General features: G+C 36.1%; 10 protein-coding genes. 6 read left to right on the top strand and 4 right to left on the bottom strand.

What is annotated here, in order from left to right:
- Positions 1-95: 95 nt before the first annotated feature.
- On the top strand, positions 96-2528 hold the full coding sequence (locus ACQ76T_RS11110; protein WP_431343358.1) for an alpha-ketoacid dehydrogenase subunit alpha/beta: 2433 nt from the start codon (positions 96-98) through the stop codon (positions 2526-2528).
- 56 nt (positions 2529-2584) lie between these two features.
- On the opposite strand, the gene ACQ76T_RS11105 is transcribed toward ACQ76T_RS11110, so the two are convergent.
- Positions 2585-3001, bottom strand: a complete 417-nt coding sequence (locus ACQ76T_RS11105; RefSeq protein ID WP_431343357.1) for a carboxymuconolactone decarboxylase family protein — start codon at positions 2999-3001, stop codon at positions 2585-2587.
- Between the two features lie 111 nt (positions 3002-3112).
- Here ACQ76T_RS11105 and ACQ76T_RS11100 point away from each other — a divergent pair, with 111 nt between their 5' ends.
- Positions 3113-3397 (top strand): hypothetical protein, encoded by a 285-nt coding sequence (locus tag ACQ76T_RS11100; RefSeq protein ID WP_431343356.1) that lies wholly within the window; start codon positions 3113-3115, stop codon positions 3395-3397.
- Between the two features lie 42 nt (positions 3398-3439).
- Here the strand turns inward: ACQ76T_RS11100 and ACQ76T_RS11095 are convergent, their stop codons facing one another.
- Positions 3440-3832, bottom strand: a complete 393-nt coding sequence (locus ACQ76T_RS11095; protein ID WP_431343355.1) for a winged helix-turn-helix transcriptional regulator — start codon at positions 3830-3832, stop codon at positions 3440-3442.
- A 165-nt stretch (positions 3833-3997) separates the two neighbouring features.
- Here ACQ76T_RS11095 and ACQ76T_RS11090 point away from each other — a divergent pair, with 165 nt between their 5' ends.
- A complete protein-coding gene (locus tag ACQ76T_RS11090) occupies positions 3998-5059 on the top strand; it encodes an NADH:flavin oxidoreductase (RefSeq protein WP_431343354.1) in 1062 nt (353 codons plus the stop codon).
- A gap of 386 nt (positions 5060-5445) precedes the next feature.
- Here the strand turns inward: ACQ76T_RS11090 and ACQ76T_RS11085 are convergent, their stop codons facing one another.
- Positions 5446-5604 (bottom strand): bacteriocin-like protein, encoded by a 159-nt coding sequence (locus ACQ76T_RS11085; RefSeq protein ID WP_431343353.1) that lies wholly within the window; start codon positions 5602-5604, stop codon positions 5446-5448.
- A gap of 186 nt (positions 5605-5790) precedes the next feature.
- Positions 5791-6993: an aminopeptidase C gene (locus ACQ76T_RS11080; RefSeq protein ID WP_431343352.1), complete on the bottom strand. Its 1203-nt coding sequence runs from the start codon at positions 6991-6993 to the stop codon at positions 5791-5793.
- Positions 6994-7291: 298 nt separating this feature from the next.
- Between ACQ76T_RS11080 and ACQ76T_RS11075 the strand changes: the two genes are divergently transcribed.
- The 3 genes from ACQ76T_RS11075 to ACQ76T_RS11065 all read left to right on the top strand — a co-directional run bounded on the left by ACQ76T_RS11075 (position 7292) and on the right by ACQ76T_RS11065 (position 13058).
- Positions 7292-7810, top strand: a complete 519-nt coding sequence (locus tag ACQ76T_RS11075; RefSeq protein WP_431343351.1) for an RNA polymerase sigma factor — start codon at positions 7292-7294, stop codon at positions 7808-7810.
- Positions 7811-7822: 12 nt separating this feature from the next.
- A complete protein-coding gene (locus ACQ76T_RS11070; protein ID WP_431343350.1) occupies positions 7823-10219 on the top strand; it encodes a YfbK domain-containing protein in 2397 nt (798 codons plus the stop codon).
- A 64-nt stretch (positions 10220-10283) separates the two neighbouring features.
- Positions 10284-13058: a hypothetical protein gene (locus ACQ76T_RS11065; RefSeq protein WP_431343349.1), complete on the top strand. Its 2775-nt coding sequence runs from the start codon at positions 10284-10286 to the stop codon at positions 13056-13058.
- Position 13059 lies beyond the last annotated feature (1 nt).

The raw sequence follows: 13059 nt of genomic DNA, 5'->3' as shown, positions 1-13059 counted from the left end.
ATCAAATTTTTAAAAAAAATTATTAAAAATTAAAATTAATTTAAAAATTGTATATTAGCAAAATACTTGAAGAATAAAAACTTTTTTACTTAGCTATGCAAACAACCTATATTGAAACACAGCAAATATCCTTTCAAGATTTTAAAAATCAGATACTTGAAGATTACAGGTTAGGAAGGATCTCTCGTGAAATGTCTTATCTTGGAAGAAGAGAAGTACTTACGGGGAAAGCTAAATTCGGAATTTTTGGGGATGGTAAGGAACTTCCTCAGCTGGCCATGGCGAAAGTTTTCAGAAATGGAGACTTCCGTTCAGGATACTACAGAGACCAGACTTTTGCATTGGCAATAGATGCTCTTACAGTAGAAAGTTTCTTTGCACAGATGTATGCAGATACCAGTGTGGAAAGAGAGCCTGCCTCTGCGGGAAGACAAATGAACGGGCACTTTGCAACAAGAAGTTTAAATGAAGACGGAAGCTGGAAAGATTTGACAGCACAGAAAAATATTTCTTCTGATATTTCTCCTACAGCAGGGCAGATGCCAAGATTATTGGGATTGGCTCAGGCTTCTACGATCTATAAAAGCGTACAATTTGAGGGTTCTGAGAAATTCTCAAGAGAAGGTAATGAAATTGCTTTCGGAACCATTGGAGATGCTTCTACAGCAGAAGGTCATTTCTGGGAAACATTAAATGCTGCCTGCGCGCTTCAGGTTCCTATGATTGTTTCAATCTGGGATGACGGATATGGAATTTCGGTTCCTACAAAAAACCAAAGAGCTAAAGGAGATATCACTGAGATGTTGAGCGGTTTCCAAAGAAAAGAAGGAGAAAACCAGGGCTGTGAGATTATTCAGGTGAAAGCATGGGATTATCCTGCATTATTGGATGCCTATGCAAAAGCAGAACATTTTGCAAGAACAGAAAGTGTACCTGTTGTAGTGCATGTGGTGGATGTAACGCAGCCACAGGGACACTCAACTTCAGGATCTCACGAAAGATATAAAAACGAAGAGCGTTTAGCTTGGGAAGCTGAGTTCGACGGATTGGTAAAATTCAAAGAGTGGATTTTGAATTATTCTATCGAAATTGATGGAAAAGAAGAAGTAATTGCTACTGCTGAAGAATTAGATGCTATTGACGAAGAAGCCAAAAAAGCAGCTAAGACAGGTCAGAAATTGGCTTGGGAAAACTATCAGAAGGCTATTACAGAACTTATTCAGTCTATTTTACCATTAGTAGAAAACCTTAAAGGTCAGAATGCTGAAGTAGAAACGTATATCGCTCAGTTTAATAAATTGGTTTCAAAAGCTAAAAAAGATATCTTCCATTTGGTGAGAAAATCTTTACTGGCGACAAGAGGAACCAACTCTGCAGAGAGAAACCAGTTGATGCAGAAGTACAACGAAGCTTCGGCTGTTGAAAAAGACAACTATTCTTCTCACTTATACTCTCAATCTGAGTGGAAAGCTGAAAACATCAAAGAAATCAAGCCGGTTTATTCCGACAGTTCTGAAGATGTTGACGGTAGAGTAGTGATCAGAAATAACTTTGATAAAATTTTCGAAAAATATCCTGAAACTCTAATCTTTGGAGAAGATACCGGAAACATCGGTGACGTAAACCAGGGATTGGAAGGAATGCAGGAAAAATACGGTGCATTGCGTATTGCTGATACAGGAATTCGTGAAGCAACGATCCTTGGACAGGGAATTGGTATGGCCATGAGAGGATTGAGACCCATTGCTGAAATTCAGTATCTGGACTATGTTCTTTACTGTTTACAGGGAATGAGTGATGATTTGGCAACAGTTCATTACAGAACCAAAGGAGGTCAGAAATCTCCATTGATCATCAGAACAAGAGGTCACAGATTAGAAGGTATCTGGCACTCTGGCTCTCCAATGGCGGGGATTCTTAACCTTTCAAAAGGTATTTTGGTATTAGTACCAAGAAACTTAACAAAAGCCGCAGGATTCTACAATACAATGCTTCAGGCTGACGAACCGGCGATCATCGTAGAATGCCTGAACGGATACAGACTGAAAGAAAAACAACCTGATAACTTAGGAGAATTCACCGTTCCTGTAGGTAAAATTGAAGTAACGAAAGAAGGAAAAGATGTTACTTTGGTAACCTACGGTTCCACATGGAGAATTGTAACGGAAGCAGCCAACGAATTGGAGAAATTAGGTATTTCCGCGGAAGTGATTGATGTTCAGTCTTTAATTCCTTTCGATTTATCTCACGAAATTGCTGAAAGCGTTAAGAAAACCAACAGATTAGTCGTGATTGATGAAGATGTAGAAGGAGGAACAACAGGATTTATCCTACAGCAGATCCTTGAAAAACAGAAAGCATTCAGATATCTGGATTCAGATCCGTTGACGATTTCTGCAAATGATCACAGGCCAGCGTATGCAAGTGATGGTGACTATTTCAGCAAGCCGTCTACGGACGATATGGTAGAAAAAATCTACGCAATGTTTAATGAAACAAATCCTCAGAAATATCCAGCGATATTCTAATTGGGATTTACGATAAAAAAGGTCGGGCTTTCAGATTTCTGAAAGCCCGACCTTTTTTAATCTTTATCAGCCAAAGTAATCCTCAATGTATTCAAAGTATTCATCAAGGTAATACTTGCCGTAAGTTCTACAATTTCCCGCTCTGAGAATTGCTCTTTAAGTTTTGCTTTAATGTCTTGCCAATTATCTTTGTTGAAAATAACAGCTTCTGCCCACTCTAAAACAAGCTTTTGCTGATTATTGAATACATTGGTATGGTTCCAGCCTGGAAGCCTGTTAATGACGTCCTGTTCAAAGCCGAAATCAGACAATTCTTTAGCATGATAGCTGCAACAATAAGCACAGCCATTAATTTGAGATACCCGGAGTTCTACTAACGCAATCAATTTTTGATCAATTCCTGATTTTCGGATGCTGTTGTGGGCTCTGTACAGATTTCCAATGGTTTCTTTTGCAATTTCTTTGTAATTCATAATGAATATTTTTCTGCAAATTTGCATCAGAAATGGTTTTGAACCTATATACTTACATTTTGGTGATATACTTACCTTTTTGAAAGTGCTTAATTATATTAAATAAAAAAAGTGAAAGAAATAACTTCATTTTTGAAGTCCCGAAAATGGGCACTCATTATTTCAATACTATATGTAGGAACCGGAACACTGGCTGTATGTTCTGCTTACGGAAGCGATCCATTATATGGTGAATGGACTTTATATGCTTTATTAGTAACATTTCCTGTATCTATTTTAAGTTTTGGATACAGATATGCTGATCCCAGTATATGGCCTGTTTTATTGATTCAGTTTTTTATGTTTTTAATTACATTTTTTATTTTATCCTTATTTATTAAAACTAAAGCCAGATAATTAATAAGTGATTTTCAGAATTGTTTTAAAAGCAAAAAGCTATCAAACATTGACAGCCTTTTTCATTTTCTTCTCTTCTAAAAGAGTCTTACAATCCTTTGCCTTATCAGGATCGTAAACGTGATATTTCGTTTCCCATTCTTCCAATTGGTACAAAATCGGTAACAAAGCCAATCCTTTTTCTGTAAGAGAATATTCTACCCTTGGAGGAAGTTCTTTAAACTCTTCACGAATCACCAGACCATCGGTTTCCATTTCTCTCAACTGGTCGGTCAATACCTTTCTGGAGATCACATTAATGCGTACAGCAAGCTCTCCAAAACGTAATTTTCGGTCTTTAATCACCAATACAATGATGGGCTTCCATTTGCTCCCCAGTGCGGCCATTGCTTTACCTAACGGGCAGCTGTATTGCATTAATTCGTTCTGTTTCATAAAGAGAATTTTTGTTACAGTGGATATGAAACCGGAATCTCATATGTTACTTTCATGTTACTAATGTAAGTTACTGCGAAGTTACCACTATTTTTTTAATAAAAGATACAAAAGTGAACTATTATTAGTTACTTTGTGTAACAATTATAAAATACAATATTAAATATGAGTACATCATCATTATTTAAACCTTTTCAATATAAGAATTTAGAGCTTAAGAATAGAATCGTAATGGCTCCTATGACCAGATCACAGTCTGATAATGGAGTACCAACACAGAATATTGCTGACTATTACAGCAGAAGAGCAGCCTCAGAAGTGGGATTGATCCTTTCAGAAGGAACAGTTATCAACAGACCGGGCTCAAAAAACTTACAAAATATTCCTGATTTCTATGGAACTGAAGCTTTAAACGGCTGGAAGAATGTAATTGATGCAGTTCACCACAATGGTGGTAAAATGGGACCTCAGATCTGGCACGTAGGTGATACTAGGATGTCGGAAGAATATCCTTTGGTTCCTATGGAAAAGGCTTCCACAATGACTATTGAAGATATTCAGGATACGATTGCACAGTTTGCAGCATCTGCAAAATCAGCAAAAGACCTGGGCTTCGACTGTCTTGAAATTCACGGAGCTCACGGGTACCTTATCGACCAGTTTTTCTGGGAAGTAACCAATACAAGAACGGATGAATATGGTGGTAAAACCTTAAAAGAAAGAAGCCGATTTGCGGTAGAAGTAGTAAAAGCGATCAGAGCAGCAGTAGGAGAGGACTTCACGATTATTATCCGTCTTTCCCAATGGAAACAGCAGGATTACAAAACCAGACTGGCATTCACTCCTAATGAAATGGAAGATTGGTTGTTACCATTAAAAGAAGCGGGGGTAGATATTTTCCACTGTTCACAGCGTCGTTTCTGGGAACCTGAATTTGAAGGTTCTGACTTAAACTTTGCAGGATGGGCTAAAAAAATCACCGGACAGCCAACCATTACCGTTGGATCTGTTGGATTGAATGGAGATTTCCTTAATGCTTTTGCAGGTCAGGGAACGGAAAAAACAGATTTAACAGAATTGATCAGAAGACTTGATAATGAAGAGTTTGATCTTGTGGCTGTTGGCCGTGCGATTTTGCAGGATTATCAGTGGGTACAAAAGATCAAAGAAGGAAATACAGAAGCGCTTCTTGACTTTTCAGCAGAAAGTATGGGCGTATTATTTTAATATCAATAATGAGTAGAGAATTTGCTTCGCCGTCCATTTTTTTTAACAGCATATTTTATGGCTGGTAAGGCAAAATCCATCATTCATTTCTGGTATTAAATTATCATAATTCACTTTATTTTATATTTAATTTTCACCTATTTATTAAACGACGGGCTTTCAGATTTTCTGGAAGCCCGTCATTTTTTGATCAGCTTTAGACTTTATTTATTGGAAAGAAGAGAAGGCAGAATGACTTATATTGATATTGAAAAACCTCTCATAAATTACAGAATAAAAATAGACAGCAAGAATAATGGCGACGCTTTATATGGATGATTATCAATATGAAAAATATCAATTTAAAATAAAGCCCACTTCCGAATTCAGAAATGGGCCAGGTTATCTTATGGACACTCTATGGTATCTGGTACACATCTCCAACGCGGAGGGATTCCATTACTTCCTGGAATATAACAGGCTGTAGTTCCTTCCGGACAGTTAGGGGCATTTCCTCCATTGATTTTTTTTAAATCACGTTTTGCTAATTTTCTTAGATTTTTCATACATAATAATTTGTTGATGTAAACAAATATAATATTTTTTAATGTTTCAATTGTTTGCCCTATTATGTAAGATATCTTTTCTTTCTTCTCTTATAAAACAACCCCGCTCCCGAAATTTTCGGGAGCGGGGTTTAACAGATTTAAATATCTAGACTGCCATCAGTAAGACAACAGAAGTGATCTTTTTTACAAACCAATATTTTTAGTTGGTTTCAATTGCTTCAAAATATTTTTTGGAATAGCATTTTTGTGAACAAGGATCGCCGTAGATTTGTACTCAACGTAAGGTCTTGTTACATAAAGGTATCCTGCGAAATCATTGGTTACACCCCATGAATTTTTCACCATATAATACTCCTTACCCGTTTGATCTTTTGCCAAACCTACAATGTGCATACCGTGATCATCCGTTGTAGAAAGATTGTTAAGAGCTTTCTGACGCATATCTTCAGTAATCGTTTTATCTTTCTTAGGCTCAGTGAATAAAGTTTGCTTATTCTCAGCATTGATTTGGTCTAGGTCCATATCCGGAACATAAGCCACCCCGTTTTTATAAGAGAAATAAGGCTCAGAAACATCAGTTGCCCAACCTACAGAATATCCTTTAGTTACAGCATTATCTACAATAGCCGTAAGATCTTTCATTGGAACATTCCAGTCAGAATCGTGGCTCCAGTTATCAGGAATTGGAACTACAAATTTTTGATAATAAGGATAATCTTTGTACGAAGATAGTTCCACATAATCTTCAGGGTTGATTCCTACAACTTCCTTAGCAAATGTTTTTGGAGTGTAGTTTTTCCCTTCATAAGTGAAATTAGCAGGTACTTTTCCTAAATATTCATCAAGAATAGCATCTACAGAATCCATCCAGTTATCGGTCAGTTTCCCTTTTGAAGAAGCCTGAACTAAACTATCAAGAACCGGTTTCAGTTTCCCTTGCATTTCTTTGAAGTTGTTCGTAGTCTGTCCGGATTTTAATCCTGTGTACACATCTTGTGGAACAGCTCCGTACTTTTTGTACATATTAATTACATCATGAAGCTCTCCTCCATCACCCCAGCTGATTGCTCCATTATTCAAAACGTATAATTTCGCCTTATCATGGTAAGAATTTCTTGCCGTGAAGATCTCAGCAAGATCTACAGGCTTTTTGCCCATCCTCTGCATTTCAGACTCAAGGAAAGAGTTTCCTGAATAGCTCCAGCAAGTTCCTGATGAACCTTGGTTCTTTACAGAAGTTGCACCAACGTCTTTTAACGTTGTGAACTGAAAATTAGCATTTTGTGAGTGGTTGTTTTTTAACTTGTTGATCAAGTCATCTTGGGCAAACATCATACTTCCTGCAGACAAAACAAAAAGTAATGATGCAATTTTCGCGTTTTTCATTACTATAAAAAGATTATTTGAATTAATAGTCGTTAATAGTAGAGATATGTTACAAGAGGAAAAGTTAAATTTGAAATGAATTTTTTTTCAATAAAAAAAGAAAATATCCCTGATTAAAAGAATCATACAATGAATGATCAGTCGTAACATTATACCATATAAGATGATACAAGCTTCTTTGCTTTCTGTTCTCCATTTGCTTTCTTTGTTGATTTATATGATATATTATTTGAAAAAGTTGATCATGTTTCCAACCTTTATAAAAAAAGCCGCATCTACTATAATATAACTCCTGACTATGGAAAGAGAATTATTATTAGAATGCCAGCGTAGCAACCGCAAAGCACAGCGGGTGATTTACGAGAAAATGGCGGGCAGGCTTTACTCAGTCTGCAGACGCTATTTGAAAAATGATGAAGATATTGAAGAAGTATTGGCAGATACGTTCTACAAAATCTTCACGAAAATCAATCAGCTACAAACCCTTGAAACTTTTGAAGCGTGGGCCAAAAAAATTACGGTGAATGAATGCTTACAGAAGCTGAGAAGTAAAAAGACCTCTTTTATTTCTTTAGAAGAAAATGACATTCCATCTTCCGCTGCCAGCGTAGAAAATCTCTCATTTGAAAAAGATATGATGAACCTGCTGAACTTTCTCCCTGAAGGCTGCAGAGCCATTTTTAATCTTTTTGCGATTGAAGGGTATCCTCATAAAGAAATAGCGGCTATGCTTTCTATTAGTGAAGGGACATCAAAATCCCAGCTCAATTTTGCAAGAAAAAAATTGCAGGAACTTCTAGTGAATCAACATATCTAAACTTTTACAACAATGGAAAATAATCATATAGATCAACAATTCAATGAAGCCTCTAAGCTTTCAGAAGAACCAACAGTTTTTCCTGGTTTTGAAAAAGTATGGGGAAAAGTTGAAGAGAAATTAGATAAAAAAGAAGAAAAAAAGAGAATCATTCCTCTTTGGCTGCCATATGGTATAGCTGCCAGTCTGGTAATCGGGATGGGTGTATTTTATTTTATGAATAAAAAAGAAAATGCAGAACCTTTAAAACCTTTAATAACAGAAAACAAAACCTTAAGAGGTCCTATTAACCAAGCAGATATTGCCAAAATAGACCGTATAATAAAAGAGAATATCAGAAAAGAAGAATCATTACCTGTTCCGTTGGCACATCAGGCACCACCCGTTGTAGTTATAGATGCGTACAAGTCTCCAATTACCTGCAATTTACCACCAATACAAGCTCCCGATAGAATAGTTTCATCTCTGCCTCAAATATATAATGATACCTTACAAACAAAACAGATTGAAGAGGTTGTAGTGACGGGATATTCAAAAGTGGTTAGAAGAAAGAGTGTGACAGCCTCCAGTACCGTTACAAGTACTTCTGTCAGCAACTTACCACCACAACCTGCTGCTTATTTTTCATTGCAGGGAAAAGTTCAGGGAATTCAGATCAATGGGACAGGAAATCAGGGAGTTAATGTTGCTTCGGGATATATTAATAATAATCAGTTGGTAATCAGAGGAGCAGCTTCTATAAAGTCGGAAAACAAAGCTTTGTATGTTGTGAACGGAATGGTAACAAAAGATGAAGATTTCAGAAAATTAGATCCCAATACAATTGCAAGCATGAACGTTTTGAAAGGAAATTCTGCTACAGCAATTTATGGAAGTAAGGCTTCAAATGGAGTGATTATAGTAACTACTAAGGAGCTTTCGCGAAGAGAAAGAAAGAAAGCTAAAAAGCTACAGGATAAAATCAACAAACAACAGCAAATTTCACCAGTGACTCAAAATAATGAGGGCTATGATGCTTTTGTTGAAAATCCTTTTGAGTTGACGCAAAGTCAACCATTATCTACCTTTTCTATTGATATTGATAATGCAGCATATTCCAATGTAAGAAGAATGATTAATAATGGTCAGGTAGTCGATAAAAACTCTGTCAGAATCGAAGAAATGGTTAATTATTTTAAGTATGATTATCCCCAACCTAAAAATGGAGATCCCTTCTCAATTAATACAGAATACAGTGATTCTCCATGGAATCCTAAGCATAAATTACTTAAAATAGGGCTTCAGGGGAAAAACATTCCTATGGATAAGCTTCCTGCGTCCAATTTTGTGTTTCTTATTGATGTTTCAGGATCAATGGATGAGGAAAATAAATTACCATTACTGAAATCATCATTTAAAGTACTATTGAATAAACTCAGACCAAAAGATAAGATAGGAATTGTAGTGTATGCAGGAAGTGCAGGAATGGTACTGCCACCTACATCAGCAGGGGAAAAAGATAAAATTATTGAGGCGTTGGATCATCTTCAGGCGGGAGGAAGTACAGCAGGAGGAGCAGGAATTGAGTTAGCCTATAAACTGGCACAGGAAAATTTTGCGAAAGATGGAAACAATCGTGTCATCATTGCCACAGATGGAGATTTTAATGTAGGGATATCTTCCACCTCAGATCTTAAAACATTGATCGAAGATAAAAGAAAATCTGGAGTTTTTCTTACTTGTTTAGGTTTTGGAATGGGCAATTATAAAGATAATACTTTGGAAACCCTTGCTGACAAAGGAAATGGGAATTATGCTTATATTGATAATATGCAAGAAGCCAATAAATTTTTGGGAAAAGAATTTGCAGGAAATATGTATGCAATTGCCAAAGATGTGAAAATTCAGATTGAATTTAATCCCGAATATGTAAAATCATACCGTTTGATTGGTTATGAGAATAGAAAACTGAGAAATGAGGACTTTGTGAATGATAAAATAGATGCTGGAGAACTTGGAAGCGGACATACAGTTACCGCTTTGTATGAAGTTATTCCTGCAGATGTACAATCAAGTTTTACTCCCAAAGAAAGCAATTTGAAATATACGCAAACTCATTCACCAAAAGAGGCTGAAGATGAATTGGCGACAATAAAATTCAGATATAAAAAACCTGATGGAGATACCAGCCGTGAAATAAGTCAGATTGTTAAAAATGCTGATAACAGAATATCTTCGGCAAGTAAGGATTTTAAATTTGCTTCTTCCGTAGCGTGGTTCGGCTTGGTGCTCAGAAATTCAGAATTGATTACAAAAAAAGATCTTTCCGATGTTGAGAACCTTGCCAAACAGAGCAAAGGGGGAGATGAAGAAGGATACCGGACAGAATTTATCAGGTTGATAGAGAGTTATAAAGCTATTCAAAAATAAATCTTAAAAAAAGAAATTTCCCCGGAAATTTCTTTTTTCATATTTTTAAGCATACTAATCACCAATGAAAAAGAATTATTTGCTGCTGCTTCCATTTACTATTACTGTATTTCACGCCCAAAACTCACAATTATATTACTCGGGAAAATTTTTAAACTCAAAAAATAAATCAGAGAATTTCTTAAAGATCCATAATAAAAATAGTGGAGTCTATGAATTGACTGATGAAAAAGGATTTGCCATCATTGCCGCCAAACCTTTTGACACTCTCGTATGGAATAAGGGTAAAAACAGCCATGTGATAACAACCTATCAGCTGAGAGAATTAAAAGACATTCTGGAAAGGCAAACAGAGAATAAATATGTAGAAAATATTCACAGTAAAGTTTATGACAGCCTGACTTCACAAAAAAGTAAAGACGACTTTAGCATAGAAAAAGCGACAACGATTCTAAGCAACGGATCTGATCAATATTTTGATAAAATAAGAAAGCTTAAAGACAGGAATGACGGAATTTTTACATTAAAAAAGCTGAAGCATAGAACATTTACTTTAAATGGCAACTTTATCACCTCTTTTGATATTAAAAGCAGAAACAGCATTCCTGAAACTCAGGATCGATATGTACAGGGCAGATCAGAAAATGGGACTTTAATTTGGCAAGGCCCGGAGACCAATGAAATGTTCAGTTTCGGACCGGATATTTCCTCTTTGGGATTTGATGGCTCACCTTATGAATACGATCAGAATGGAAGGTTGGTTCCATGGGCAGATGGCCTTCGAAATGCCAAGAGATATAACAATAATCTTTTCAAAACAACGGTAGGATACAATAGCCAGCTTAGTGTAAATGCTATCGTAAAAGAAGATTCTGTAGAAAAAATCCGTCTTTCACTGAATCTGGGACAACAGAAAAACCAGATGTATTTTATAGACCAGTATGATATTATCAATACTTTTAAAGCTAAACTGAGTAAAACTTTTCAGGGATATACTTTTGATTTTGCTTTTAATTATCAGGACAATAAAGCTACTAATACCAATAGGATAGGACTCTTCAATCGTGTTTACCAAAATTCACTGTTGACGCCTGTTTCCTTTTCAAACGATCAGCAGATTTTTTTAAATAACGGCTCACAGAGAAGCTACAGCAAATATGCAGATAATCCTGTATATCTTTTTACTCAGGACAGCAAGTACCGTTATCAGAACAATCAGCGGCAGTATAGTTTTAACGCCAATAAAACATGGGGTGATTTTAAACTGAATCTCAACCAGTCCTATGAAAACAACACCATAGGAAACAGGGATCAGTATCAGCCGTCTACTCATGGTTTCAGTAACGGGATATGGAATGAAAGGGCACAAAATAACAGGCTGTATCATTCCAACATCATGGGAAGTTATTCATTGGGAGGCTATGATTTTAAGAATGATTTTAGTCTGAATTTTATTTTAAATGACAGGAAATCTGATGTATACAATAGCTTTACAAACAAAAAATATCTTTATCAGAGAACTTCGCAGGATTATATTTTTAATTATAACATGCATATTAGTGATTATCATTCTGATTTTGATGCAGATTTTAACCTTGGAAACTCATTCTATATTTCCAATACTTCCCTTAAAAACAATTACTGGCTTCCAAAAGCTGGCGGTTATTTGAATTTTAAAAACATTTTCAACTGGCAAAATTATGATTTTAAAATCCTCGGAAGCTATACCCAATTGAGTTCAGAGCCTGAAATTACAAGGTCATATGCTTCCTATGCCACTACTTTACTGAATGCAGAAAATTCTTATCAGTATTTTCCAATTCAGGAAGTTGAAAGCTTCAGAGGACTTTCCAATATCAATACCAAAGAATGGAAAGCCGGTGGAAGATTGAATATAGGATATAAGGTTAGTTTTGAAGGAGAGTATTTCAGCAAAAAAATAACGGATGATGTATTTCCCGTATTTGAAGCTGGCCAGTTGAAGCTGAAAAATATGGCCGATCATACTTACCACGGTATGGAATTCAGCTTTGAGTATGACCGTCTTTATCTTGGAAAGAATTTTTATACCAGCAACAAAATTTCATGGTTCAAATACAGAGATATTGTGGACAGAGTTACTCCGGAATATCAGAATCTGGCGGTTTCCGGCTTTAAAGATATTTATAAAACACTCTCAGAAGGCCAGGTTCTCGGAGCCGTTATGGGAAGCTATTTTGAACGGAATAAAGAAGGGCAGCTTATCATTGATGAATTCGGATATCCCAAAAAAGCTGCAGGGATGAAAATTATCGCAGATCCTACTCCCGATTTTGTGATGAAATTCAATCATAGTATCAACTATAAAAACCTTTCTTTGGATATCAACTGGGAATGGAAAAAAGGTGGCCAGCTTTGGAACGGAACTCAGGCTGTACTTGATTATTACGGCCGTTCTTACGGATCTGGAGAAGAGAGAAATATCAAAAATTATGTTTTTCAGGGCGTACAGGCCAACGGAAATAACAATCAGATTCCCGTCGATTTTTATGATCCTAACAAGAATGTTCAGGAGAACCGATGGTCGAGATATGGTTTTACGGGTGTTGCAGAACAGTATATTCAAAAGGCAGATTATGTAAGAATTAATACTATTTCCCTGTCTGCCAATTTCCCAGTGAACTTCGGTAAGCAGTTTGTGAAAATTACTTTTTATGTGAATAATATTCTGCTGTGGCAGGCTAATAATGGCGTAGATCCTAACCAGAGCTTTTATGATACGGACAATGGTCGAGGGTTGGATTTTTTCAATCTTCCTTCTTTTAAAACATTAGGCTGTATTGTTTCATTCAAATTTTAAC

The sequence above is a fragment of the Chryseobacterium sp. JK1 genome (assembly GCF_050632815.1).
Lineage (GTDB): Bacteria > Bacteroidota > Bacteroidia > Flavobacteriales > Weeksellaceae > Chryseobacterium.
Note: the sequence above shows the minus strand (reverse complement) of the source record. Positions and strands in the feature narration are given on the sequence as shown.